Source organism: Bacillus sp. LBG-1-113, assembly GCF_020708615.1.
Classification (GTDB): Bacteria; Bacillota; Bacilli; order Bacillales; family Bacillaceae; genus Bacillus; species Bacillus mojavensis.
The window spans coordinates 324,271-349,840 of the sequence record NZ_JAJFDG010000001.1 but is presented as its reverse complement, the minus strand read 5'-3'; the positions used below and the strand labels follow the sequence as shown (position 1 = coordinate 349,840).

Here is a 25,570-nt window from a genome sequence, read left to right as displayed (position 1 = left end):
ATCACTTCCACCCCCAATGAAAAAAGCCCCCGCAAACACGGGAGCCCCTTTTACAGCTGTTCTTCTTTCATAAAATCGAATGGCGTAATGCCTTCCATTCCGATATTTGCGTCGTGCACGCTGAACGGGAGCTCTTTTTGCAAAGCTGCAAGCTTAGCATCCATTTCAGCCACCTGCGCTGACAGCCTGTTTTTTAGTGAGGTCTGTCTGACAGTCGCGTCATTATTTTTCACGCCCCACTCCAGCGCTTCCTCTTCCCCGCATAAAATGAGAAATTTCTTCGCCCTCGTGATAGCGGTATATAGAAGGTTTCTTCTGAGCATTCTATAGTAGCCCTTCACTACAGGAAGAACCACGATCGGAAATTCACTGCCCTGCGATTTATGAATAGAGCAGCAATACGCATGAGTAAACTGACTGAAGTCTTTTTTCGTAAACGTCATTTCATTGCCGTCAAAAGAGACAACAGCCATGTCTTCTTTTTCTGTGTTTTCCTTCGCATAGAAAATGGAAGTGATTTCTCCAATGTCGCCGTTAAACACATTGTTTTCCGGCTGATTGACAAGCTGCAAAATTTTATCCCCGGTTCTATAGACAACGTCGCCGAACTTAATTTCCCTCCGCTTTTCTTTTGGAGGGTTTAAAATATCCTGCAGCATCACATTCAGTTCATTGATTCCAGCTTTCCCTCTGTACATCGGGGCGAGGACCTGAATATCTTTTGCCGTATATCCTTTTTTCAATGCATTCGCGACAACCTTCTCAACCACTTCTTTAATTTGCGAACCACCGCAGCGAATAAAGGAACGATCCTTTGTCGGAGCAGTCAGGTTATTTGGAAGCAGCCCGTTTTTCATCTCGTGGGCAAGCTCGACAATGGACGATCCTTCCGCTTGTCGATAGATGTCTGTCAGTCTTACAGTCGGAATCACCTGGGATGCCAAAAGGTCTCTGAGCACTTGACCTGGTCCGACGGAAGGCAGCTGGTCTTCGTCTCCGACAATGATAATTTGAATATGGTCAGGGATCGCTTTAAACAAATGATTCGCAAGCCATATATCGAGCATACTCGCTTCATCGATAATCAAAAGCTTCCCCTCAATTGGCTGGTCCTCTGTATGAGTAAATCCTTCCGCACCGTTCCAGCCGAGCAGCCGATGTATCGTAACAGCCGGAAGACCAGTTGACTCACTCATTCGTTTCGCCGCTCTGCCTGTAGGCGCGGCCAGCACAATCGGAAAGGCTTCATCTTTTTTATAATCCGACGGATCAAGTGAAACACCGTGAAGTTCTCCATACAATTCCACAATGCCTCTGATTACCGTTGTTTTTCCTGTACCCGGTCCTCCCGTTAAAAGAAGCATCGGTGACGACAGCGCTTTTTGTATCGCTTCCTTCTGACTCGGCGCGTACTGAACATTCATACGCTCTTCCAATTCTCCCAAAGCCATCAGAAATTCTGATTCTGGAAACTGGTCGTCATATTCAGTTTGGCTTGCGATCTGTTTCACACGCTTTGCCACATTTTGTTCAGCGAAAAACAGCGACGGAAAGTAACATCGTTCATCTTCTATAACAATATCCTTATTTTCTCCAAGCGCAATAATCGCGTTAGCGGCATCCATTTCTGCAATGCGCTGCCCATCTGCCGCTGACTGGTTTAACAGCGTTTGGGTTTCAATAATCAGCTGTTTCGTTTCTATGTACGTATGCCCTTCTGACAGGCATGTCGTTTCTAGCGTGTATAAAATAGCCGCTTTTACCCGCTCAGGATGATTCCCTGAGAGCCCCATTCTTCCGCCGAGCTCATCTGCTTTTCCAAACCCGATGCCTTCCACGTCTCTCACAAGCTGATAAGGGTTCTCCTGAATTTTTTCCAGCGTCTCGGATTCATAGGCCTGGTAGATTTTCATAGACAGCTGAGGGCCGAAGCCAAATTGATTCAGCGAAATCATAATTTGCTCCAGTCCCTGATGCCGCTGCAGGGCACCGGCAAGGGTGTCAGCTTTCTTTTTTGACAGTCTCGGAACATCATAAAGGACTGAAGAATCAGCCAAAATTTTATTAATCGCTCTGTCACCCAGCTTTTTCACAATCTCTTCAGCGGTTTTTTTACCGATTCCTTCAAACAAATCGCTCGACAAATACTGAATGACGCCTTCTTTTGTTGTTGGGATCTCCTTTTTGAAGTGCTCAGCTTGAAATTGCAGTCCGAACTTTGGGTGAGTAACGGTTTTTCCGTAAAACGTGTAGGTCTCTTCTTCTTGAAGCGCAGGGAAGTAGCCCGTCACGGATACGACTTTATCTTCAATAGCTTCGGAGGTCTCTGTGACTTTCACTTTCAGAACCGTATATAAATTGGCGTCATTATGATAAATGACGGTGTTTACTGTCCCTTTTAAAAAGGGCTCCTCCTCCATTTTCAGCTGATCCGGGTGCTGCTGCACGAGCCGTCCCTCCTCCTGAGCTTTTTATGATGGGTCGATTAGGTTTTTTGCATGAAGCGCCAGCATATGATCCGGCTGGATTTCGATTGCCTTGTCCAGCATTTCAAGCGCTTTTTCACGATTTTCTTTATAAGCATAAGCGACACCGGAATTATAAAACGCATCCGCGTGCCCCGGGTCTTGCTCTGTTACAGCTTCGAACTGGCTGAGTGCTTCGTCCAGCATGCCTTCGTTCGCCAAGCACATCCCGAATTGGAAACGCGCTTCTGTATCGTCTTCATTCAGCTCGACCGCTCTTTGTAAATATGGCAGAGCGAGCTTAGGCTGCTCAAGCTTTACGAGAACCGTTCCGAGCATGTAGAAAAGATCACCGTTCTCCATTCCGGCACGCAGCGCTTTTTCAAACATGTCTTTTGCTTCTTTGTACATTTCTTTTACCACATAGACATTTCCTGCTCCATAATAAGCAGTGGCGGCGCTGCTGTCTAATTCAAGCGCTTTATCATAAAACGCTAAAGCCCGTTCCAGTTCATTTACGGATGAAAGCAGGTTCGCAAAGTTAATATACGGAATTGCGTCTTCTTTGTTTTCTTCAATCGCTTTTGTAAAAGCCTCTGCCGCTTTTTCGTAATCGCCTTCCTGCATTGCCGCTATACCGGCTTCATTGTAATCCACAGTCATCTTCCTTTCATTAAAAAACCCCAACTCGCTGTTGAGGTTTTTTTCATTTTATACATACCACAATTTTGTGCCATCTTTATATACGTCATCAATGGTTCCGCCGCCAAGGCATTCTTCGCCACCATAGAAGACAACGGCTTGTCCCGGTGTGACAGCACGAACCTGCTCATCGAAAATAACCTCCGCTTCGCCTTCTCCAGTCATTCGAACTGTAACTTTATGGTCTTCTTGACGGTAACGGAATTTGGCTGTGCAGGAAATTTCTTTGCCATCCATTATATCCGAACGAACCCAGCTGATATTAGTCGCTGTGATTTTATCGGAGTAGAGGAGCGGGTTATGGAACCCTTGGTCGACGTAAAGGATGTTCTTTTCAAGATCTTTACCGACCGCAAACCAAGGCTCGCCGCTTCCGCCGATTCCAAGGCCGTGACGCTGACCGATCGTGTAGTACATTAATCCGTCGTGGCGTCCTTTTACTTCACCGTCCATCGTCATCATATCACCCGGCTGCGCAGGGAGATATTGACTGAGGAATGTTTTGAAATTGCGTTCGCCGATAAAACAGATGCCCGTACTGTCTTTTTTCGCCGCCGTTGCCAGATCTGCTTCTTTGGCAATTTCACGCACACGGCTCTTTTGAAGCTCGCCGATCGGGAACATCACTTTGCTTAGCGTATCTTCTGTCAGCTGATTCAAGAAGTACGTTTGATCTTTGTTTTCATCAATGCCGCGCAGCATTCTGACTTTGCCGCCGCTTCTGTCGACCCTTGCATAGTGGCCAGTCGCTAAATAGTCGGCGCCAAGTGACAGTGCATGCTCCAAAAATGCCTTGAATTTAATTTCTTTGTTGCACAGCACATCCGGGTTTGGTGTTCTGCCTGCTTTATATTCATCGAGGAAGTATTGAAATACCTTCTCGTAATATTGCTTTTCAAAATTAACGGCATAGTACGGAATTCCGATTTGATTGCAGACGCGGATCACATCTTCATAATCCTCTGTCGCCGTGCAGAAACCATTTTCGTCCGTATCATCCCAGTTTTTCATAAAGATTCCGATCACGTCATAGCCCTGTTCTTTTAACAGCAGAGCCGCCACAGATGAGTCTACTCCGCCGGACATGCCGACAACGACTCTTGTATCCTCCGGCCGTTTTTCCATTTCATTCACTCCAATAATTAAGTCCGCCTTATTGTGTTAGCCGCTTTACAACAGCAGCCACATGTTTGGCAGCGGTTTTCACTTGCTCAGCCGTATTGCCGAGACCGAAGCTGATTCGAATTGAGGACGTCAGCCGGTCGCTCTCTTCACCGAACATGGCAGTCAGAACATGTGACGGCAGGACTGAACCAGCAGTGCACGCTGATCCGCTGGAGACCGCGACTCCCGCCATATCAAGATTTACCAGCAGTGCCTCCACAGATACACCGGGAAAATAAAGGTTCATGACATGCGGAAGGCTATGCTCTTGATCTCCATTGATCTCGAATGCCACACCGGCATCCTTAAGCGTGCCGGCTATGATTGTTTTAAACGATTGATACTTCTCGTTTTTTTCGTCCCGATCTTCGCCCGACAGCTTGACCGCTTCTTTCAGCCCGACAATTCCCGGAACATTTTCTGTTCCGGCACGGCGTTTTCTTTCTTGCTCTCCTCCGAATAACAGCGGAGAAAGCTTTACATCCTTACTTGCATATAAAAAGCCTGTCCCTTTTGGCCCGTTGAGCTTGTGCCCAGAAACAGACAGAAGGTCAATATGGCTGCTTTTCACATCAATTGAAAAAAACCCGAATGCCTGAACAGCATCGGTATGAAAATAAGCCGTGTGTTCCTTCAGCATCTGGCCGATTTCATCGATCGGCTGCACAGTTCCGACTTCGTTATTTCCATACATCACCGTCACAAGGATTGTATCATCACGGAGTGCTTCTTTCACCTGATTTGCACTGACTCTGCCGTTTTCATCAACATCCAGATACGTCACTTCAAATCCGTCTTCCTCCAGTTTTTCACATGTGTGAAGCACGGCGTGATGCTCAATTTTTGTCGTGATGATATGTTTTCCCTGATTTTTTCTGGCAAGCGCAGTTCCCATTATCGCTAAGTTGTCAGCTTCCGTTCCCCCGCTAGTGAAAATAATTTCCTGTTCTGCCGCACCAATTTCAGCTGCAATGTGCGCTCTTGCTTCGTCCACCCATTTCCGTGATTCCCTTCCAAATGAATGAATGCTGGATGGATTGCCGAAATTTCCGGAGAAATGCGGTATCATTTTCTCCAACACGCGATCATCCATCGGAGACGTTGCGGCGTGATCCAAATAAATCCGTTCCATTTTGTTTTACACCTCTGATCTAAATATAGAACATATAAGCTTCTTGCTCTCCATCTGTGTAGCTGGCAAGGTCCTCTAATGTTGTGCTGTCTAACACTTCTTTGACAGCGTCCCGTATGCGGATCCACAGCTCCCGCTTGGCAGGCTCCTCGTCTTCGAGCACTTCCACAGGGCTGATCGGGCCTTCAAGCACGCGGATGATGTCTCCAGCTGTAATGGCATCCGGCTCACTTCCTAATACGTATCCGCCATAAGCGCCTCTGATGCTTTTGACTAAGCCAGCATTTCGGAGCGGTGATACCAGCTGCTCTAAGTAATGCTCTGACAGATTATTCGTCTGTGCGATGCTTTTTAATGAAGTCGGGCCTTCGCCATGCTTTTTCGCGAGCTCGATCATAATGGTGAGACCGTATCTTCCTTTAGTTGATATTTTCAACATGAACACCTCTGTTATTTCATGATTTTCCACATATATAATGGTAATTTCTATATAATTCGTCCGTTTATTAAATAATAGACCAACTGCTATTATAGCATACCTTGTTCGAATTTTCATGGAAGCCGGCGGAACGCGGCTTCCCCCTTTTCTAATTTCCGGTTTTCCGTTACCCTGTAATTAAGTAAGGAGAGATGATGATGAAGCCATTGGCATATCGGATGCGTCCGACGAAAATAGAGGATGTTATCGGCCAGCAGCATCTGGTGGCTGAAGATAAAATTATCGGCAGAATGGTTCAGGCAAAACATTTGTCATCGATGATTTTGTACGGGCCGCCCGGAATTGGAAAAACCTCAATCGCAACCGCAATCGCCGGTTCAACAAGTATTGCTTTCCGCAAGCTGAATGCCGTTATTAACAATAAAAAGGATATGGAGATCGTAGCTCAAGAAGCCAAAATGTCTGGCCAGGTCATTTTGATTTTGGATGAAGTCCACAGACTTGATAAAGGAAAACAGGATTTTCTATTGCCTTATTTAGAAAATGGCATGATTATTTTAATCGGCGCCACTACAGCTAACCCATATCACGCCATAAATCCGGCCATCAGAAGCCGCACGCAGATTTTTGAGCTTGAGCCATTAACACCCGAATTGATTAAACAGGCTTTGGATCGGGCTCTTCATGATGAGCACCGGGGGCTTGGCACATACTCCGTTTCTATTGATGATCAGGCGATGGAGCATTTTGCCCAAGGATGCGGGGGCGATGTCCGTTCCGCTTTAAATGCGCTTGAGCTTGCTGTATTGTCAACAAAGGAGTCTGCGGACGGCGTGATTCACATTACATTAGAGACTGCGGAAGAATGCCTGCAGAAAAAGAGTTTTTCTCACGATAAAGACGGTGATGCACATTATGACGTATTGTCCGCCTTTCAAAAATCGATCCGAGGCTCTGATGCCAACGCCGCTCTTCATTATTTGGCTAGATTAATTGAAGCGGGAGACTTGGAAAGCATCGCGAGAAGACTGTTGGTTATCGCCTATGAAGATATCGGCTTAGCCAGCCCGCAAGCAGGGCCGAGGGTGCTGCACGCAGTTCAGACCGCCGAACGGATTGGGTTCCCTGAAGCGCGCATACCGCTGGCCAATGCGGTCATTGAGCTCTGCCTCTCGCCGAAATCCAATTCAGCTATTTTAGCTATCGATGAAGCGCTCGCGGACATCAGAGCAGGAAAAATCGGCGATGTCCCAAAACATTTAAAAGACGCGCATTATAAAGGGGCACAGGAACTAGGAAGAGGCATCGACTATAAATACCCTCATAATTATGAAAATGGATGGGTTGAACAGCAGTACCTCCCTGATCCTTTAAAGAACAAGCAATATTACAAACCGAAGCAGACTGGTAAATTTGAATCTGCGTTAAAGCAGGTGTACGATAAATTAGTAAAAAGAAAATAAAAAAAAACAGCCTTGAATATGCTTCAAGGCTGTTTTTCATTCCATTATTTATCCTTCACGCGTTTGATTTCAATCTCTTTCAAAAGATCCATGACAACATGTCCGCCCATAATCAATCCCGCAACAGACGGCACAAAAGCATTAGAGGACGGCGGCATTTTGGCTTTGCGAATTTTCGCATCGTCATTTCCGACTTCTTTTCTGACATCTTCCCGGATCACAATCGGGCTTTCATCAGAGAAAATGACTTGAACGCCCTTTTTGATGCCTTCTTTACGGAGTCTCGTACGAACAACCTTTGCGATCGGGTCCGTATGCGTTTTAGAAATATCAGCGATTTGGAAACGTGTCGGGTCTGTCTTGTTCGCAGCACCCATGCTGGAGATCAGCGGAATATCACGTTTCAGACATTCTTTCATTAAATGGATTTTGTAATGAATGGTGTCTGACGCATCAATCACATAGTCAAGGTTATACTCAAAGAATTGCTCATACGTTTCTTCCGTATAGAACATTTTTAATGAAATCACTTCACACTCAGGGTTAATGTCCGCAATCCGCGCTTTCATTAAATCCACTTTCGGCTGACCGACAGTAGAAAGAAGAGCATGAAGCTGACGGTTTACGTTTGTAATGTCCACATCATCCTTATCAACAAGCAGGATGCGCCCGACGCCTGAACGTGCAAGCGCCTCCGCTGCGAACGATCCGACGCCCCCAACTCCGAGCACAGCAACTGTGCTGTTTTTCAGCGTTTCAAGGCCTTCTTTTCCAATAGCTAATTCATTGCGTGAAAACTGGTGTAACAAGAACCTCACTCCACATTCGTAATCTGGTTTCATATGATAAATGGCTGTTACACAAACAGCCGTTTTTTCTGCGCATAAAAAATAAAGTCCCAATTGTGCCGTTGCAGCTTTCCTTTGTTTTGAACCCGCTCTCAGCAGGTGGGTGCCCTCTTTTAAATCTTGTAAGTCCTCTTTACCGAATGAAAAGAGGCATGTACGCCATTTAAAAATGCGGGCTCCCAAATCAAAAAAATGTTCGGTCAAAACTAGGTGTACAACTAACACATCAGGACTTTATTTAACTTGTCAAAATCATATCACAGACGATTTTGATTTTCAAGAATCGAACTGCACATTCAGTTCTTTACTTTTGATTTGATAGAAAGATGAAGCTCATCAAGCTGTGCGTCGCTTACCTCTCCCGGCGCATCTGTCATCAGACAGCTTGCACTTGCCGTTTTCGGGAAGGCGATGGTATCTCTCAAATTCGTCCGGCCGGCAAGAAGCATAACGAGACGGTCTAAGCCAAGCGCAATTCCGCCGTGCGGAGGAGCGCCGTATTCAAATGCCTCAAGAAGGAATCCAAACTGTTCGGCTGCTTCTTCTTTTGTGAAGCCAAGCAGTGTAAACATTTTTTCCTGAATATCCTTTTCAAAAATACGGATCGATCCTCCGCCAAGCTCATAGCCGTTTAAGACGAGGTCATAGGCTTGCGCTTTCATGTCCTCAGGCGCTGTTTCAATCAGCTCAAGGTCTTCACGGACAGGCATTGTAAACGGATGGTGCGCTGCGTAAAAACGGCCTTCCTCGGCATCATGCTCTAAAAGCGGCCAGTCAATCACCCATAAGAAATTAAAGAGGTTTTCGTCAATGAGTCCGCGTTCTTTCCCAAGCTTTAAGCGCAGGGCGCCGAGTGATGCGGCAACAACTTCGAATTTATCCGCTCCGAATAGCAGCAAGTCACCCTCAGCGGCTTCAAGCGCTTCAATTAGCTTAGACTGCTTTTCATCATCAAAGAATTTGGCGATTGGGCCTTTCACTCCGTCCGCTTCGACCTTCACCCAAGCAAGTCCTTTCGCTCCGTAATTTGCGGCAAACGCACCTAGAGCATCAATGTCTTTTCTTGAGTAATCGCCGGCTCCGCCTTTTACGTTGATGGCTTTGACTACACCGCCGTTTGCCACAGCTGATGAGAACACCTTAAATTCAGTATCTTTTACAATGTCAGACACATCTGTTAAAAGCATGTCAAAGCGAGTATCCGGTTTATCAGAACCGTATTTGTTCATCGCCTCGTCATACGTCATTCGAGGAAGAGGAAGCTTGAGTTCCACACCTTTCGTTTCCCGCATAATCTTTGCCATCATATCCTCAGCCAATGACATGATGTCTTCCTGGCTCATAAAGGACATTTCAATATCGATTTGCGTAAACTCAGGCTGGCGGTCCGCACGCAGGTCCTCATCGCGGAAGCAGCGGGCAATTTGATAATAGCGTTCCACACCTGAGACCATCAGAAGCTGTTTAAATAGCTGCGGAGATTGAGGCAGCGCATAGAACTCACCTTCATGTACACGGCTCGGCACCAAATAATCACGTGCGCCCTCAGGTGTGCTTTTGGTTAAAATAGGTGTTTCAATATCAAGAAACCCATTTTCATCTAAAAAGCTCCGAGCAGCCCTTGTCACGTTATGGCGCATCTGCATTGTTTGAAACATAGCCGGTCTGCGCAAATCTAAGTAACGGTGTTTTAAACGAACATCCTCTGATACGTCTTCCGCTTGATCAGAAATAGCAAACGGAGGTGTCTTCGCCGCACTCAAAACAGTCACTGCATCAGCGTGAATTTCAATCGCGCCTGTTTTCAAATTCTGATTCACTGTGCCTTCTTCGCGCGCAACCACTTTTCCTTGAATATCTAGAACGTATTCGTTTCTGATGCCTTCCGCAATAGCAAGTGCTTCTTTTGATACATCGGGGTTAAAAACGACTTGAACAATTCCCGTACGGTCACGCAAGTCAATAAAAATCAATCCGCCGAGGTCCCGTCTTTTTTGGACCCAGCCTTTCAGCGTTACAGATTCGCCAATTGCTTTTTCAGTCATTTCGCCGCAATAATATGTTCTTCCAAACAATGCGTTCCACTCCTTATCCCTTTTGGTTTGCTTTCATCACATGTATAAATTCATCAAGAGCCACTTCAATCTGTTCGCCTATTTTTGCATCCTTTACATTGATTTTGTTTTGAGCAAGCTCATCCTCTCCCAAAATCGCAATAAATCTGGCGTTGAGGCGGTCAGCTGTTTTAAACTGGCCTTTCATTTTTTTATTTTCGTAATCAATCTCACTGGAAATGCCGGCTTCTCTCAGTTTGTATACCAGCGAAACGGAATAATCCTTCGCTTTTTCGCCAAGCGTCACGATATAGCAGTCAATTCCCTGGTCAACCGGCAGTTCTCTTTTTTCAGCATCAATTGCGGCAAGCAGGCGTTCAATGCTCATCGCAAATCCGATGCCGGGCGCCTCTGGTCCGCCGATTTGTTCGACCAATCCGTCATAGCGTCCGCCGCCGGCAAGCGTTGTAATCGCGCCAAAGCCCTCCGCATTGCTCATGATTTCAAATGCGGTATGGTTATAATAATCCAGCCCTCTCACAAGGTTAGGATCAATTTCATAAGAAATGCCGAGATCGTTTAAATATTGCTTCACTTTTTCAAAATAAGCGGCTGATTCTTCATTTAAGTAAGTAAGAATAGAAGGTGCCGATTTCATCAGCTCATGATCCCGGTCCTTTTTGCAATCCAAAATTCTGAGCGGGTTGGTGTGCAGGCGTGACTGACAGTCTGAACAAAATTCCTCGATGCGCGGCTCAAAGTGTTTCACGAGCGCTTCTCTGTAGCTTTTGCGGCTGTCCCGATCGCCAAGACTGTTTATCACAAGCTTGACGTTTTTCAAGCCGGCCTTCTGGTAAATACCCATCGCCAGCGCCATTACTTCAGCATCTATTGCAGGGTCTTTCGAACCGATCGCTTCGATGCCAAACTGATAAAACTGGCGGTAACGGCCCGTCTGCGGACGTTCGTAACGGAACATCGGCCCGACATAATACAGCTTTGTCGGCTGAACAGGATTTGCAAATAATTTATTTTCATTAAAAGCGCGAACTGTTGCAGCAGTTCCCTCGGGGCGAAGCGTCAGGCTTCTGCCTTTGCGGTCCTGGAAGGTGTACATTTCTTTTTGCACAATATCCGTAGACTCCCCGACGCCTCTGGCGAACAGTTCTGTATGCTCAAAAATCGGCGTGCGGATTTCTTTATATTGATAAGTTCGGCAAGTGTCTCTCATGATTTGTTCAACATACTGCCAGCGCTCTGATTCTCCAGGCAGAATATCTTGTGTTCCTCTTGGAATGTTATATCCCATGTGTAGACCTCCTATGTATTCCTTATAAAATATACATTTATCGTCAATGATGAAAATGAAAAAAACTCCCGCCCCTACTATACACTTATAGTAGGGACGAGAGTTATACCCGTGGTGCCACCCTAGTTGGAATATTTTCGTATTCCCGCTCGATCCTTTAACGCAGGTTCACGTTCACTGCCTAATGACGGTATCACGCGTTCAGCAGGAAACCTCCGGAGTGTTGTTTCGAGAAAGACGCAATGGGAGCCGCTTTCAGCCTGGGGCGGTTCCTCTCTAGCCATGCAATCTGACCTACTCTTCTCCATTATTGGTTCAACAATTTAATTTATTATGTACTCGATTTCTATTATAATAATGGCATTGCTGTACTCTGTCAAGCTTTATTCCGGTTGTTTTTCTGCTGTGATGCTTCTTTGGACATAAGACCAAATTCAGTTGCCGTTTCAGTGAGATAACCAATTGTATCTGGATCGGCATGATCACTGAAATGCAGGTTTCCTTCGCCGTCGTGAAATGCACGCCCCATTTTTGGATGATATTTCATGATTTGCACACCTTTTTCATTGTATTTATGCCTAGTATAAACAAATCATTTTATTTTTATTTAAAAATCAGAAAGGACTTTACGATATTAAAAAAGAATGCTTTTTTTTAGATCATTAGAAAGGAGGACACAATGAGCAAGAAACACTTTGTTCTTATTGTATGTATTATCGTCGCCGGGGCGCTTTTCCCGCCTTTTTCTGCCGTTACAGCCGCTCAGGGAGAAGCGGTCATCGCAACAGATGAAATGAACGTCAGAAGCGGCCCTGGACTTAGCTACGGCATCATGGCGGAGGTGAAAAAAGGGGAACGCTACCCCATCTTGAAGGAAGACGGAGACTGGGTGCAAATACAGCTTGGTTCCGGAGAAAAAGGGTGGGTTGTCTCCTGGCTTATTACTAAGGAAAAACAGGCAGGCACAAGCTCCACTGACAGCAGTAAAACTGTTACATCAACAGATCCCGATTTACGGATGAGAACAGGCCCTGGCACTTCATACGAAGTCATCGGCAAATTCCCGCAGGGCAGCCAAGCCTCAGTGATTGAAAAGGATTCCGGCTGGGTCAAGATTTCATATCGAAATTCCACCGGATGGGTATCATCCGAATACGTCACATCAGGCAGCGGCAGTTCAGCGTCTGAGGAAAGTGATCAGACAGAATCATCTGGTTCAACAACGGGAACGGTTGGCGTTTCTTCACTGAATGTCAGAGGCTCCGATTCACATGATGCAGCGATTATAACAAAACTATCACGAGGAACGAAACTTACAATCCTCGAAGAGAAAAACGGCTGGCTCCATATTGAAGTGAATGGGCTAAAAGGCTGGGTCGCAAGCCATTACATTGTGACCAGTTCTCACCCGGATGAAAATTCAGCTGATATCAGCAGTTCAGACAGTACCAAAAAAGCCTATATCGTATACGAAGGTACGAATTTAAGAAGCGATGCCTCAACGTCAGCTTCTATCGTTAAACGCACAGCCAAAGGCGATGCGTACACCATTACCGGATCAAAGGGCAGCTGGTATGAAGTAAGACTTGACAATGGGCAGACCGCTTATGTCGCCAACTGGGTTGTGCAGACGTCTAAGAGCGCTGAAGAATCCGGGGAGCCGCCTGTCGCTGATTCCGCTTCCGGAAGCGGGTCGCTGAAAAATAAAGCGATTGTTGTCGATCCGGGGCATGGAGGAAAAGACAGCGGAACAATCGGCTATTCAGGCCAATTCGAGAAAAAACTGACGATCAAAACGGCGCAATTGCTGGCCAGCAAACTTAGATCAGCAGGAGCAGACGTGTATGTGACACGGCAGGATGATACATTTGTCAGCTTACAGTCACGAGTCTCGACGTCTCATTACCGCAACGCAGACGCCTTCATCAGCATTCATTACGACAGCTTTGCGGATACTTCTACAAGGGGCAGCACAGCTTATTACTACAGTCCTGCAAAGGATCAAAAACTGGCAGCAGATGTACACTCTGAAGTGGTTAAGCGATCTTCAATTCCTGACCGCGGGGTACTATTCGGAGATTATTATGTGCTCCGCGAAAACAAACAGCCCGCTATGTTGTACGAGCTAGGATATGTAAGCCATCCGCAGGAAGAAGCCATTGTACATAGCAATTCATACCAAGAAAAAGTAACAGACGGAATTGAGAGCGGATTAGAGAAATATTTTCAATAAAAAAAGCTGCCTTTTGGCAGCTTTTTTTATTTTGAATCCATAATCAATGTAACCGGTCCGGAGTTTGTGAGCTTTACATCCATCATAGCGCCGAATTTTCCGGTTTCTACTTTGATTCCTTTTTCACGAAGCAAGTCATTCCATTTTTCATAAAGGCCCAAAGCCTTATCAGGTTTTGCGGCGTTCATGTAGTTCGGGCGCCGTCCTTTTCTCGTATCTCCGTAAAGCGTAAACTGTGAAACAGACAAAACCTCTCCGCCTGTATCCAGAAGCGACAAATTCATTTTTCCATCATTGTCATCGAAAATGCGAAGATTCACCATTTTTTCCGCTAAGTAAGCGGCATCCTCTTCTGTATCATCGTGAGTAATGCCAACCAGGACCATAATGCCTTGTCCAATTTGGCCGATCACATCTCCATCAACGGTTACGCTTGCTTCTGTTACTCGCTGAACGACTAATTTCATTTTCTGACTCCTTTAATTCATGACGCGGCGCACAGAATAGATATCCCTTATTTGCTTAATGCGCTCGACGACTTTATGCAGATGATTGATGTTCTGGATAAAAATAGCCATATGAATGGTTGCCACTTTGTTACGGTCCGATTTGCCAGAGACAGAAGAAATATTTGTTTTCGTCTCATTCACTGCCTGAAGCACCTCGTTAAGCAATCCGCGGCGATCATACCCAAGAATCTCGATCTCAACATTGTATTCCTTACGTTTTTGCACCTGTGACTCATGTTCCCACTCTACGGGGATCAGCCGCTCCTGCGCTTCATTCGTTTTGACATTCGGGCAGTCGTCGCGATGGACGGAAACCCCTCTGCCTTTTGTAATAAAACCGACAATATGGTCACCAGGCACAGGATTGCAGCATTTCGATAAACGCACAAGAAGATTGTCGATCCCCTTGACGCGAACGCCAGCTTCACGCTTTCTTCCTTGCGGATACGGTTTAGGCTCAGCAGTGACATCCTGAACAATTTTTTCTTGTTCTTCCTGATCACGCTGTTTTCTTTCTTTTTCCGTCAGCCGGTTCGCCACCTGCAGGGCTGTGATGCCATTGTAGCCGACCGCTGCGTACATGTCTTCTTCATTTGAGAAGTTAAATTTATCTGCAACTTTTTGGATGTTCTCCGGTGTCAGGACGTCCTTCACTTCAAAGTCCAGATTTTTAATTTCTTTTTCAACCAATTCACGGCCTTTTTCGACATTTTCTTCGCGCCGCTGTTTCTTAAAGAATTGACGGATCTTATGCTTCGCCTGTGAGGTTTGAGCAAGCTTCACCCAATCCTGACTCGGACCATAGGAATGCTTGGAGGTGAGAATTTCAACGATATCACCTGTCCGGAGCTTATGGTCAAGGGTCACCATTTTTCCGTTGACCTTCGCACCGATTGTTTTATTGCCGATTTCAGAGTGAATCCGGTAAGAGAAATCAATTGGGACAGAACCGGACGGAAGCTCGATGACATCTCCTTTTGGCGTAAAGACGTACACCATATCCGAGAACAAATCGATTTTGAGCGATTCCATAAATTCTTCGGCATCTGTTGATTCATTTTGGAATTCCAAGATTTCGCGGAACCATGAAAGCTTTTTCTCAAATGTCGCGCTTTCACTCGCTGCTTTTCCTTCTTTATAAGCCCAGTGAGCCGCAACCCCGTATTCCGCGATTTCATGCATTTCAAAGGTGCGGATCTGCACTTCCAGCGGGTCGCCTTTAGGCCCTATAACTGTTGTATGAAGCGATTGATACATGTTCGGCTTCGGCATTGCGATATAATCTTTGAACCTGCCGGGCATCGGCTTCCAGCATGTATGAATAATGCCGAGCACCGCGTAGCAGTCCTTTATGCTGTTCACGAGAATCCGGACAGCAAGCAGATCATAAATTTCGTTGAATTGCTTATTTTGCAGCACCATTTTTCTATAGATACTGTAAATATGCTTCGGCCGACCTGAGAAGTCAGCCTTAATGTTGACTTCTTCGACACGTTTTTTCACCTCATTGACAACCTCGTCGACATAAAGCTCGCGTTCTGCGCGTTTTTTCTTCATGAGGTTGACAATTCTGTAATATTGCTGAGGATTCAAATAACGGAGCGCCGTATCTTCCAGTTCCCATTTAATCTTTGAAATCCCGAGGCGATGAGCCAAAGGAGCAAAGATTTCCAGCGTTTCATTAGAAATTCTCCGCTGTTTTTCTTGGGGAAGATGTTTCAGTGTCCGCATATTGTGAAGACGATCCGCCAGCTTGATCAGTATGACCCGGATATCTTGAGCCATAGCGACAAACATTTTGCGATGATTTTCCGCCTGCTGTTCCTCTTGAGATTTATATTTAATTTTACCGAGCTTCGTTACACCGTCCACAAGCATTGCCACTTCCTCGGAGAATGCTTCCTTCAGGTCATCAAGCGTCACATCAGTATCCTCCACTACATCATGCAGAAATCCGCCCGCGATTGTGGATGGATCCATTTCAAGGTCGACGAGAATTCCCGCAACCTGAATCGGATGTATAATGTAAGGCTCACCTGATTTGCGGTATTGCTCGCGGTGAGCATCTTCAGCGTACAGGTATGCTTTTTCGACAAATGCGATATGCTCATCGGATAGATAACTGCGCGCTTTATCAATAACTTGCTCGGCAGTCAATACTTGTTCGTTCGCCATGGAATCACCTTTTTTAAAATGTAAACTGTATTGTAGTTTATTATCAAGAAAAAAACGATAGATGTAAAGAGCAGAAGTTCAAATCACCAAATAATATATCAAATAAATGCAAAACAATAGGAAAAAAGCACCCTGTATCGAGTGCTTTTTCCTTTATGAGGTTATCTTTAGTATTTCATTAATGTTAAGATGTCATAATTATCAAGCTTATTTCTGCCATCAAGGTAAGAAAGCTCGATTAAGAAAGCGATACCAGCTACAATGCCGCCAAGCTCCTCGACAAGTTTGATTGTTGCTTCAATTGTGCCGCCTGTTGCAAGCAGGTCATCTGTAATAAGCACACGCTGGCCCGGTAAAATCGCATCTTTGTGGATCGTTAATACGTCTTTGCCATACTCCAAACCGTAATCCACTTTGATGACCTCACGCGGCAATTTGCCTTCTTTGCGCACCGGTGCGAAACCGACGCCAAGCGCGTAGGCAACCGGACAGCCGATAATAAAGCCGCGTGCCTCTGGACCGACAACCAAATCAATTTGTTTTTCTTTCGCATATTCAACAATTTGATCTGTTGCATAGCGATAGACATCGCCTTTATCCATCAGTGTCGTAATATCTTTAAATTGCACGCCCTCTTTCGGGTAATCCGGTACAATTGTTACGTATTGTTTTAAATCCATCTGTTTTATGTCCTCCTCGTACTTTCATAAGCCTCTGAATCTTGTTTCATCAGCTTATTCAGCCATTCCTTCAGCTCTTCAGCCGCAGAATAATTCAGCTTTTGATCCAGCTCCATCAGCTGCTGTTTTGCTTGATATGTTTGCGAGTCTGTTAAATCGCGTTTTTTCGCTCCACTTATTACAGACAGCACACCATTCTCTATTTTAACAAAACCGAGATCAAAAAACACCTTTGTCATGAAATTGATTGTTTCAACGGACCAGCCTTTATGCCTCGCAAGCTCTGAGCCGTGTTTATTCAAGTCAAAAGTGCCTCTTTTCAGCAAGAATGCATAATACCATTTAAAGTGGTCTCTTGCCGGAAAAGATGATAAAAAGTGTTCCTCATGATTGAGAAAGATGAAGTAAATCCGCTCAGGCGCTTTGCCTTCCAGCAAACGTGCGAGCATGTCCAGCGAAGGCGGAGAATCCAGTAATACAATATATGCATTGTCAAGTTCACATGCCTTCGCTTGGTCTTCAGAACTGATAACGTGCACGTCATGGCGAAAATCTTCAGACTGAAGAAGCGCTTTGGTTTCTTCTTTGAAGGAGACAATGACTCGTTTATCAGACGGAAGGGCGAAAACCGTATTTTTCCACGTGCGTTTTCCTCTTAAGTCAAACAGCTGCCATTCAGCAACAGCCGCATCCTTGATCATCAGCTGCGGTTTTTTTCTGTTATTCCATTCGTTGATCGACATTTCGCCAACAATCGAAATTTTTGAACCGGGCACAATATTTTCCTCAAGCTCGCCTTTATTGAAACCGACGCAGTCAAGCTGGGAGGAATCGTTTCTAATCGTCATTTTGACATGATTTTTATTTGCCCCGATTTTGCGGACATCTTCCAGCACTGCGTTTTCTACCATCACATGCGGTTTCGGGTTCAGCATGCCGAAGGGAGAAAGCAGATTCATCTCTGTGATGCTTTCAACCGTAATGTCCTCCACGCTGCATACGAGGTCTACTTCCTGTACAGGAATAAAATCTTCTTCCGTAAGCGTATGGTCAGCTATCTCATTCAGCCTGTTCCGCAATTCCGGCACATCCTCGGCATTCAGCGTCATGCCAGCCGCCATTGGATGGCCTCCAAAGTGCGGAAGAATATCTCTGCATTCAGAAAGGCTTTCAAACAAATTAAATCCCCTAATGCTTCGTGCCGAACCTTTGGCGATCCCTTTTTCTTCATCAATTCCAAGGACAATGGCCGGGCGGTAAAAACGGTCTACAAGCTTTGAAGCTACAATTCCGACGACTCCGGGATTCCACCCTGCTTTTGCCACGACAATTGCAGTTTGATTAAGCCCTTCTTGTTCAACCATTTCAATCGCTTCATCCGTCATTTTACTGACCATCTTTTGCCGTTCTTTATTAAGCTGATCGATTTCAGCGGCAAGCTCTTCCGCTTCAAACAGATCCTCTGACATCAACAGATGAACAGCAGGATCGGCCTGTTCAATTCTTCCGACTGCATTCAGTCTCGGTGCGAGCTGAAATCCGACGGTTTCTTCGTTCGCTTCTCCGATGTCTCCGCCTGAGAGCTTAATCAGCTCTTTTAAGCCAAGCCGGTTCGTCCGCCGGAGCTTTTCGAGACCTAATGTTGCAATTAATCTGTTTTCATCATGCAGCGGAACTAGATCGGCAATGGTGCCAATTGCCGCCAGGTCAAGAAGTTCATCTGGCCATTCGCCCAATAATGCGTGGGCAAGCTTAAACGCCACTCCCACTCCTGCAAGCTCCTTAAAAGGATAGGTGCAGCCAGGCTGCTTAGGGTGAACGATCGCATGAACATCCGGAAGCTCTGGTCCAGGCTCATGGTGGTCGGTAATGATGACATCTAAGCCAAGTTCCTTTGCTACCTTCGCTTCATGGACAGCGGCAATCCCCGTATCAACCGTAATAATGAGTGAGAAGCCTCGTTCTTTAATCGAACGAAACGCCTGTTCATTGGGGCCGTAGCCTTCTTTAAACCGGTCAGGTATATAAAAATCAACTTGCGCTGACAGCTTTTGCAAAGTGTGCAGCATCACTGACGTACTGGTAACTCCATCGGCATCATAATCGCCATATATCATAATCTGTTCTTGTTGTGAAATCGCCTGTTTTATTCGTTCAACCGCTTCTTTCATCCCCTTCATCTCATAGGGATCATAGAATTCGGCATCCTTTGTATGTAAAAACAGCCTCGCGCTTTCTGCCGTATCAAAGCCTCTTTTTACAAGCAGCGACGCAACAAGAGGTGTTATGTCCAATTGTTCTGTGAGTGATTTGACCTTTTCCTGATCTGGTCTCTGGATTTCCCATCGCATTTTTGACGCTAACATAAATTCACCCCTCAACCACCCTATTATACTAGAGCAGGCTGAGGGGTTTCAAATATAATTCGAAAACTAGTCTTTTTTCTCAATAATGGCGGATGCATCCTGTGTGTCGGCTTGGACATCATTCAAATGAGCATCCTCTTTGTTATGTATCACGTCCTGTGCGGTTTTGTTTTCTTTCCGCAGCGCTTTTATTTCTCTCTTTAATTTCATGACTTGAAAAATCCCGGCAGAAAAAACGATCAGCGCCCCCATCAGTACTGAACCTAAAATGACGAGAATAAGCGGCCACTCTGATCTGCCAAACAGGTAATCAACTTCTACGGATCTTACATTAATGACTGCGAAAACAGCGACAAGCAATGTAAAAATAAGTGCAAATATAATCGTCCATTGTTTGTTCATTCGATTACCCCCAAACTTCACTTATTGAGGTTAGTTTCCCTATTCACCTTGGTTTTAAACATGGCTTGACGTGGGGTCAAGCCCCCAATGCGGTTAATTTTTCACGAATCAGCCTCTTCAGTCCTTCTCTCTCTCCAGAGATGACGAGTGTATCTCCTTCTTCTATCACTGTTTCAGACCCTGGATTCAATTGCTTTTTCTGATTCTTCTTTAATATAGCAATGACAGTCGCTTGATATTCCTGCCGCACGTCCAAATCACCGATGGTCTTGTGAACGGCTGGTGCTCCAGCTTCTGCTTTAAACCATTCTATGATCAAATCGTCAAGAGCTACTTCCACGGTTTCTAACGCTTTCGGTTTATATGCCATCCCGCCCAGAATCGCAGAAATCTGCCTCGCTTCCGCATCATCAAACTGTACGGATGTCACACATTCTTCATGGTCATTTTCGTCAAAATAATACAGCTCTCTTCTGCCGTCGTCATGAATAATAATTGATATTTTATCTTGGTTTCTGGTGACAATCTCAACTTTTTGCCCGATACCCGGCAGCTCCGACTCGCGAACCTTCATAGCCAAACCCTCCCACCATATATGAAAACCTGTCACAAATCCTCTTCACACCATTTATATGTTTAATTGTAAGCGTATGTCATTATAGCAAATGTCTATTTTAAGATCAATCAAACGCCAAAAAATCAGGCTGCCCATAAAGGACAGCCTGACCATTTACACTATTGTTCTGTACCTTTTTTTAATTCTTTCCCTTTCCAAACAAGCCAAATTTGCGCGGCAATGTAGAGGGATGAATAAACACCTGTTAACAGCCCAACCAATAGAGCGATTGAGAAGTTTGTAATAGAAGATGCCCCAAAGATCAGCAGTGTTATGACTACAATTACTACAGTTAATACAGTATTAACTGATCTTGTAAAGGTTTGCTGCAAGCTGAGGTTTACGATATGGCTCAAATCGGCAAACGTTTTCGGCTTGCGCTTTTTCATATGCTCGCGAACCCTGTCAAATGTAACGATTGTATCGTTTATCGAATAACCGACAATTGTCAGGACAGCCGCAATAAAGGTAACATCTACCTCCAGCCTTGAAATGCTGAAAAATGTGACGATAAAGAAAGCATCATAAAGCAGTGAAACAATTGCAGCAATTGCCATTTTGTACTCGAATCGGATGGAAACGTAAATAATGATTCCGATTGAAGCAATGGCTACTGCGTACAATGCATTTCTCGCCAGCTCTTTACCAACAGTAGGTGACACCGTGCTGACATTCGGCTCGGCTCCGTACTTGTCTTTAAAGTAATCTTTTATTTTTGCAATGGTTTCTTTATCAGGCACCCCTACAAAGCGGGCAACACCAATATTGCTTTTTTCCCCTGACAAGACAACCGTGTCAGGTTCCATGCCAAGTGATGCAAAGTCCTTCTCCACCTGCTCTGTCGTCAGCTTATGGTCACTTTGCACTTCAATCCGTGCGCCGCTCGCAAAGTCAATGCCCAAATTCAGCTTAAATACAAGCAGAATAATAATCCCGGCAACGGTAACTGCACTTGAGAAAATAAAGAAAATTTTTCGCTTGCTCGTAAAATCCCATTTTTGGAACGGCGTATACGGTTCTGTATTTTCATCTGTGTCCTGGATGTCCACAATATGTTTCTTTTTGACGCCAAACCAGCCTTTTTTGCGGTCTAACCATCTGCTTTCCACAAGAAGCGAGAGCAGAAATCTTGATAAGAAGACTGCGGTAATAAAGCTTGTCAGTATCGACAGAATCAGCATTGTCGCAAACCCTTTAACAGAGCTTGTCCCAAAGACAAAGAGCACAACCGCTGCAATAATGGTTGTAATATTCGCGTCAAAAATCGTCGCAAATGACCGTCTGTTTCCTGAGCGGAAGGCAGAACGGACTGACTTTCCTAGTTTGAGCTCTTCCTTAATCCGCTCATAGGTGATGATGTTGGCATCTACAGCCATCCCGACGCCTAAAATGAGTGCGGCTATTCCCGGAAGAGTGAGAACAGCGTTCATCCAGTCAAAAATCTGGAGTGTAATGTATACATAAACTGATAGCGTAACCACCGCAATCAATCCTGGCAGGCGGTAATAGAAAAGCATAAATAGGAAAATAATAGCGATCCCGATAATACCTGCAAATACCGTATCATGCAGCGCCTGCTGTCCGAATTGTGCGCCTACTGATGTTGAGTATTTTTCAGTCAGTTTCACAGGCAGCGCCCCGGCATTTAAAATGCTGGCTAAATCTTTCGCTTCCTGGACTTTAAAATGTCCTTCGATTTTTACATCTTTTGTGTTTAATTCCTGGCTTACATTCGGAGCGGAAACATATTTAGGGTTCTCTTTCTGAACTTCTTTTTTAAAGGAGTCGCCTTTTTCGTAATCCAGCCAAATAACAAGCTGGTTGTTCGGCGCCATATTCATGACCTTTTTCGTCACTTCTCCGAATTTATCAGCATCTTTCAATTTGATAGTGACAATCGGTTCATTTGTTGTACTATCATAAGTTTGTTGTGCGCCGTTTTCGACGAGATCCGCACCATTCAGCAATTCTTTATCATTTGCATCTCTGAAAGAAAGCTGAGCCTCAGTCGCCAGAATTTCCCGCGCTCTGTTTTGGTTTGTCACACCAGCGAGCTGAACACGAATCCGGTTATTTCCTTCAATTTGGATGTTCGGTTCACTGACACCGAGGACATTCGCCCTGCGGTTCAAAGCCTCTACTGTGCTGACCAGAACGTCTTTTGTGATTTTGTCACCTTTTTTTACAGGCTGTACGTCATACAGCACCTCAAATCCGCCTTGCAAATCCAATCCTAACGTAATATTGTTTGCGGCAGGCTTTGTAAAGTAGCCCAGACCCGTGCCAATCAATAGAACGAAAAGGAAAAACGCAATCAAGCGTCCTTTTTTCATTATGTATATCCTCCCTTAAACCTATGCAGATCAACTGCTACCTCAGTAGTTCTTCTAATGCTTCCTGACCTTCTTCACTGCCCAGCCAATTAGACGTTTTAAAAGACTCAACAGTTGCATAGTTCATAAATTCTCCAATTTTTACTGATAAAATATCCCTTGTCAGCTCATAGATGTGCAATTCCGATTTCTTTTTCCACTTCTTGTTTTTTAAGTATGACCACAAACTATCGAGTTCAACATCATCATATCCCAGAATCTTAAACTCTTCCAGTTTGCTGTAAAGAAACGGCCTTACGTGGTCTTTATATAGATCGGCTGGATGCTTATCCACGAATTCCACGCTCCTTTTTTATTGTTTTTCAAGAAGACTTGTCATGCTTGGACGATATATACGCATATCTTTATTGTATATGATTCCAGGTAGTTTGAGAAGGCAGGGGGTAAAAATGGCGAAACAGACGTTTTTAAAGGGCACTCTTATCCTTATCGCAGCAGGGATGGTCACAAGAATGCTCGGCTTTGTCAACCGGGTGGTCATCGCCCGTTTCATAGGCGAAGAAGGGGTCGGGCTCTATATGATGGCAGCTCCTACCTTTTTCTTAGCCACTACATTAACTCAATTCGGTCTTCCCGTCGCAATCAGTAAGCTAGTCGCTGAAGCCAGCGCACGCGGAGATCATCAAAAAACGAAAAATATTTTAGTCATGTCTCTTACCATCACTGGGATTCTCAGCCTGATTTTCACACCGTTGTTTTTATTTTTCGCCCCGGTCATGGCGGAAACCATGCTGACAGATCAGAGGACGCTGTATCCCCTCTTGGCCATTACTCCGGTCGTGCCGATTATCGCCATATCCAGTGTGCTGAGAGGGTATTTTCAAGGAAAACAAAATATGAATCCGCTTGCCGTTTCACAAGTCCTAGAACAAGTCATCCGCATTTCTCTCGTGGCTGTATGCACGACGATTTTTCTCCCTTACGGAATTGAATATGCCGCAGCGGGAGCCATGCTTTCTTCAGTTGCTGGAGAGCTGGCGTCACTCGTTTATTTATTCATTTGTTTTAAATTCAAAAAGACAATTAAAATCAGAAAACATTTTTTTCAATCGATTAAAAATGGAAAAGAAACTTTTTCCCAATTAATGAGTGTCTCCCTTCCTACAACCGGCAGCCGTTTTATCGGCAACCTTTCATGGTTTTTTGAACCCATTGTTGTAGCACAAAGCCTTGCAATTGCCGGAGTGGCGACAGTTGCGGCAACAAAGCAATACGGGGAACTGACCGGCTTTGCCATGACGCTGCTGACTCTGCCCAGCTTTATTACATATTCTTTGTCGACCGCGCTTGTTCCTGCGATAAGTGAAGGAATGGAACAGAAAAAACTTCAGGTGGTTGAATATCGATTGGAGCAGGCCATGCGGCTGTGCCTGCTTAGCGGGGGCATTTCAGTTGTGATTTTATATGTGTTTGCGGATGAGCTGATGAGCGTGATGTATGGGTCCTCAGGCGCAGCCGTGTTTATAAAAGTCATGGCTCCGTTTTTTCTGCTTTATTATTTTCAGGGTCCGCTTCAGGCTGTGCTGCAGGCGCTCAATTTAGCAGGGGCTGCAATGATGAACAGCTTGATCGGAGCTCTTGTGAAAACAGGCCTCATTTTCGTCCTTGCCACGAGACCGTCTCTCGGCATCATGGGTGCTGCATTAGCGATTGTATCGGGCATGGTGCTCGTCACCCTTTTGCATGCAGCGACAGTGAGCAAGGTGCTGCCAATCAGCATCAAAATAAAAGAGTACGTGCTCTGCTTCGCGGTTATTTTTATATGCGGGTTCCTCAGCACTGCTGTCAAACAATATGTGCGCTTCGGAGAGTCGGAGGCTGTGAATGTTGCCGGATGGATTGCGATCAGTGCTGTTTTCTATATCATCTTGCTGCTCGTTTTCCGTTTAATCAAAAAAGATGAGCTTCGCCGCATCCCTATTATCGGACGCCTGATCGTCCGATGAAGTCAGGGGCGGTGCCCATCTTTTTCATCAATAAAAAATTCACCGTCAGTAAACGAACAAAATGATATACCTGAAGGACTCGTGTATCCCTGTTTCAATAAATTCTCCTCAAGCCACTTGCTATCTTTGCCGATCCTAGCCAGGTTCTCAGTTTGAATGTCACCGTCAATGATAAGCGGCATCTCCAGCTGTCTATGTTCATCATCTTTCTGTTTTTTTACGACAGTCAATTTGCCTGACGGCTCTAATATAGCAAATGATACATCAGCTACTCTTTCAACATTATTTTCTCTAAGCTGAACCATCAAATCATCAAAATTATAACGCTGTGATTTCATAGCGTCTTCGTCAATTTTTCCGTATTTAATGATGATGGTCGGCTTGCCGTCAAGCAGCTGACGAATACGCCGGTTTTTTAAGGATAGGTATGCAAACGTCACTTGGATCATCATTAGCACAAGCATTGGCAAAATGGTATGAAACAGATGGTCATCTACGTTTTCTATGGCCAGGACGGCAATTTCAGCCATCATGATAAAGACAACAAGATCTAATATACTAAGCTCTCCGATTTCCCGCTTGCCCATGAGACGAAAAATAATCAGGATCACAAAATATAATATGACTGTGCGAAACGTTATAGTAAGAAGCTCTTCCATGATGCACCTCCAACT

21 protein-coding genes, 1 other RNA gene and 1 other annotated feature are annotated in these 25,570 nt (G+C 45.0%); of the genes, 3 read left to right on the top strand and 19 right to left on the bottom strand.

Features of this window, described 5'->3' with window-relative positions:
- Positions 1 to 50 precede the first annotated feature (50 nt).
- The 5 genes from LJF29_RS01760 to cymR all read right to left on the bottom strand — a co-directional run bounded on the left by LJF29_RS01760 (position 51) and on the right by cymR (position 5,899).
- Entirely contained in the window at positions 51 to 2,447 is a 2,397-nt protein-coding gene (locus LJF29_RS01760; RefSeq protein ID WP_229146661.1) for an ATP-dependent RecD-like DNA helicase, read from the bottom strand.
- 24 nt (positions 2,448 to 2,471) lie between these two features.
- A complete protein-coding gene (locus LJF29_RS01755; RefSeq protein WP_229147564.1) occupies positions 2,472 to 3,092 on the bottom strand; it encodes a tetratricopeptide repeat protein in 621 nt (206 codons plus the stop codon).
- Positions 3,093 to 3,176: 84 nt separating this feature from the next.
- Entirely contained in the window at positions 3,177 to 4,292 is a 1,116-nt protein-coding gene (gene mnmA / locus LJF29_RS01750) for a tRNA 2-thiouridine(34) synthase MnmA (protein WP_229146660.1), read from the bottom strand.
- 28 nt (positions 4,293 to 4,320) lie between these two features.
- Complete coding sequence (locus LJF29_RS01745; RefSeq protein ID WP_229146655.1) at positions 4,321 to 5,463, bottom strand: cysteine desulfurase family protein; 1,143 nt, start codon at positions 5,461 to 5,463, stop codon at positions 4,321 to 4,323.
- Between the two features lie 19 nt (positions 5,464 to 5,482).
- Positions 5,483 to 5,899: a cysteine metabolism transcriptional regulator CymR gene (gene cymR / locus LJF29_RS01740; RefSeq protein ID WP_003225879.1), complete on the bottom strand. Its 417-nt coding sequence runs from the start codon at positions 5,897 to 5,899 to the stop codon at positions 5,483 to 5,485.
- Positions 5,900 to 6,099: 200 nt separating this feature from the next.
- Here cymR and LJF29_RS01735 point away from each other — a divergent pair, with 200 nt between their 5' ends.
- The gene (locus LJF29_RS01735; protein ID WP_229146654.1) at positions 6,100 to 7,365 is read left to right on the top strand and encodes a replication-associated recombination protein A; all 1,266 of its coding nucleotides are present in this window, start codon (positions 6,100 to 6,102) and stop codon (positions 7,363 to 7,365) included.
- Between the two features lie 44 nt (positions 7,366 to 7,409).
- On the opposite strand, the gene LJF29_RS01730 is transcribed toward LJF29_RS01735, so the two are convergent.
- The 5 genes from LJF29_RS01730 to LJF29_RS01710 form a co-directional block, all read right to left on the bottom strand.
- Positions 7,410 to 8,174, bottom strand: a complete 765-nt coding sequence (locus LJF29_RS01730) for a tRNA threonylcarbamoyladenosine dehydratase (RefSeq protein ID WP_229146653.1) — start codon at positions 8,172 to 8,174, stop codon at positions 7,410 to 7,412.
- 82 nt (positions 8,175 to 8,256) lie between these two features.
- A non-coding RNA gene (gene ssrS / locus LJF29_RS01725) (6S RNA) lies at positions 8,257 to 8,449 on the bottom strand.
- Positions 8,450 to 8,509: 60 nt separating this feature from the next.
- Positions 8,510 to 10,288 carry an aspartate--tRNA ligase gene (gene aspS / locus LJF29_RS01720; protein ID WP_229146651.1) on the bottom strand — a complete coding sequence of 593 codons (1,779 nt, stop codon included), beginning with the start codon at positions 10,286 to 10,288 and terminating at the stop codon, positions 8,510 to 8,512.
- A gap of 13 nt (positions 10,289 to 10,301) precedes the next feature.
- Positions 10,302 to 11,576, bottom strand: coding sequence for a histidine--tRNA ligase (gene hisS, locus LJF29_RS01715; protein WP_229146650.1), 1,275 nt, complete (start codon positions 11,574 to 11,576; stop codon positions 10,302 to 10,304).
- A gap of 89 nt (positions 11,577 to 11,665) precedes the next feature.
- Positions 11,666 to 11,896, bottom strand: a binding site (T-box leader).
- Positions 11,897 to 11,952: 56 nt separating this feature from the next.
- Positions 11,953 to 12,123 (bottom strand): YrzK family protein, encoded by a 171-nt coding sequence (locus LJF29_RS01710; protein ID WP_010335119.1) that lies wholly within the window; start codon positions 12,121 to 12,123, stop codon positions 11,953 to 11,955.
- Between the two features lie 132 nt (positions 12,124 to 12,255).
- Between LJF29_RS01710 and LJF29_RS01705 the strand changes: the two genes are divergently transcribed.
- On the top strand, positions 12,256 to 13,809 hold the full coding sequence (locus LJF29_RS01705) for an SH3 domain-containing protein (RefSeq protein ID WP_229146649.1): 1,554 nt from the start codon (positions 12,256 to 12,258) through the stop codon (positions 13,807 to 13,809).
- 26 nt (positions 13,810 to 13,835) lie between these two features.
- On the opposite strand, the gene dtd is transcribed toward LJF29_RS01705, so the two are convergent.
- The 8 genes from dtd to LJF29_RS01665 form a co-directional block, all read right to left on the bottom strand.
- On the bottom strand, positions 13,836 to 14,276 hold the full coding sequence (gene dtd, locus LJF29_RS01700) for a D-aminoacyl-tRNA deacylase (protein WP_229146639.1): 441 nt from the start codon (positions 14,274 to 14,276) through the stop codon (positions 13,836 to 13,838).
- Between the two features lie 12 nt (positions 14,277 to 14,288).
- On the bottom strand, positions 14,289 to 16,493 hold the full coding sequence (gene relA / locus LJF29_RS01695; RefSeq protein ID WP_010335122.1) for a GTP diphosphokinase: 2,205 nt from the start codon (positions 16,491 to 16,493) through the stop codon (positions 14,289 to 14,291).
- Between the two features lie 167 nt (positions 16,494 to 16,660).
- Entirely contained in the window at positions 16,661 to 17,173 is a 513-nt protein-coding gene (locus tag LJF29_RS01690) for an adenine phosphoribosyltransferase (RefSeq protein WP_010335123.1), read from the bottom strand.
- A 5-nt stretch (positions 17,174 to 17,178) separates the two neighbouring features.
- Entirely contained in the window at positions 17,179 to 19,539 is a 2,361-nt protein-coding gene (gene recJ / locus LJF29_RS01685; protein WP_229146637.1) for a single-stranded-DNA-specific exonuclease RecJ, read from the bottom strand.
- Positions 19,540 to 19,605: 66 nt separating this feature from the next.
- A complete protein-coding gene (locus LJF29_RS01680) occupies positions 19,606 to 19,941 on the bottom strand; it encodes a LapA family protein (protein ID WP_010335125.1) in 336 nt (111 codons plus the stop codon).
- 76 nt (positions 19,942 to 20,017) lie between these two features.
- Positions 20,018 to 20,515, bottom strand: a complete 498-nt coding sequence (locus LJF29_RS01675; RefSeq protein ID WP_229146630.1) for a cation:proton antiporter regulatory subunit — start codon at positions 20,513 to 20,515, stop codon at positions 20,018 to 20,020.
- 161 nt (positions 20,516 to 20,676) lie between these two features.
- Positions 20,677 to 22,890, bottom strand: a complete 2,214-nt coding sequence (secDF, locus tag LJF29_RS01670; protein ID WP_229146629.1) for a protein translocase subunit SecDF — start codon at positions 22,888 to 22,890, stop codon at positions 20,677 to 20,679.
- A gap of 37 nt (positions 22,891 to 22,927) precedes the next feature.
- Positions 22,928 to 23,224: a post-transcriptional regulator gene (locus LJF29_RS01665; RefSeq protein WP_010335127.1), complete on the bottom strand. Its 297-nt coding sequence runs from the start codon at positions 23,222 to 23,224 to the stop codon at positions 22,928 to 22,930.
- A 115-nt stretch (positions 23,225 to 23,339) separates the two neighbouring features.
- Between LJF29_RS01665 and spoVB the strand changes: the two genes are divergently transcribed.
- Positions 23,340 to 24,896, top strand: coding sequence for a stage V sporulation protein B (gene spoVB, locus LJF29_RS01660; RefSeq protein WP_229146624.1), 1,557 nt, complete (start codon positions 23,340 to 23,342; stop codon positions 24,894 to 24,896).
- A 2-nt stretch (positions 24,897 to 24,898) separates the two neighbouring features.
- Here spoVB and LJF29_RS01655 read toward each other — a convergent pair whose 3' ends face one another.
- Positions 24,899 to 25,555 carry a DUF421 domain-containing protein gene (locus LJF29_RS01655; protein WP_010335128.1) on the bottom strand — a complete coding sequence of 219 codons (657 nt, stop codon included), beginning with the start codon at positions 25,553 to 25,555 and terminating at the stop codon, positions 24,899 to 24,901.
- Positions 25,556 to 25,570 lie beyond the last annotated feature (15 nt).

Coding starts and splice junctions, on each gene's coding strand:
- mnmA (WP_229146660.1), bottom strand. CDS start 4,292: ATGGAAAAACGGCCGGAGGATACAAGAGTCGTTGTCGGCATGTCCGGC.
- LJF29_RS01755 (WP_229147564.1), bottom strand. CDS start 3,092: ATGCAGGAAGGCGATTACGAAAAAGCGGCAGAGGCTTTTACAAAAGCG.
- LJF29_RS01745 (WP_229146655.1), bottom strand. CDS start 5,463: ATGGAACGGATTTATTTGGATCACGCCGCAACGTCTCCGATGGATGAT.
- hisS (WP_229146650.1), bottom strand. CDS start 11,576: ATGGGATATAACATTCCAAGAGGAACACAAGATATTCTGCCTGGAGAA.
- LJF29_RS01735 (WP_229146654.1), top strand. CDS start 6,100: ATGAAGCCATTGGCATATCGGATGCGTCCGACGAAAATAGAGGATGTT.
- dtd (WP_229146639.1), bottom strand. CDS start 14,276: ATGAAATTAGTCGTTCAGCGAGTAACAGAAGCAAGCGTAACCGTTGAT.
- relA (WP_010335122.1), bottom strand. CDS start 16,493: ATGGCGAACGAACAAGTATTGACTGCCGAGCAAGTTATTGATAAAGCG.
- LJF29_RS01710 (WP_010335119.1), bottom strand. CDS start 12,123: ATGAAATATCATCCAAAAATGGGGCGTGCATTTCACGACGGCGAAGGA.
- LJF29_RS01675 (WP_229146630.1), bottom strand. CDS start 20,515: ATGAAGGTTCGCGAGTCGGAGCTGCCGGGTATCGGGCAAAAAGTTGAG.
- secDF (WP_229146629.1), bottom strand. CDS start 22,890: ATGAAAAAAGGACGCTTGATTGCGTTTTTCCTTTTCGTTCTATTGATT.
- spoVB (WP_229146624.1), top strand. CDS start 23,340: ATGGCGAAACAGACGTTTTTAAAGGGCACTCTTATCCTTATCGCAGCA.
- LJF29_RS01705 (WP_229146649.1), top strand. CDS start 12,256: ATGAGCAAGAAACACTTTGTTCTTATTGTATGTATTATCGTCGCCGGG.
- recJ (WP_229146637.1), bottom strand. CDS start 19,539: ATGTTAGCGTCAAAAATGCGATGGGAAATCCAGAGACCAGATCAGGAA.
- LJF29_RS01690 (WP_010335123.1), bottom strand. CDS start 17,173: ATGGATTTAAAACAATACGTAACAATTGTACCGGATTACCCGAAAGAG.
- LJF29_RS01680 (WP_010335125.1), bottom strand. CDS start 19,941: ATGAACAAACAATGGACGATTATATTTGCACTTATTTTTACATTGCTT.
- LJF29_RS01655 (WP_010335128.1), bottom strand. CDS start 25,555: ATGGAAGAGCTTCTTACTATAACGTTTCGCACAGTCATATTATATTTT.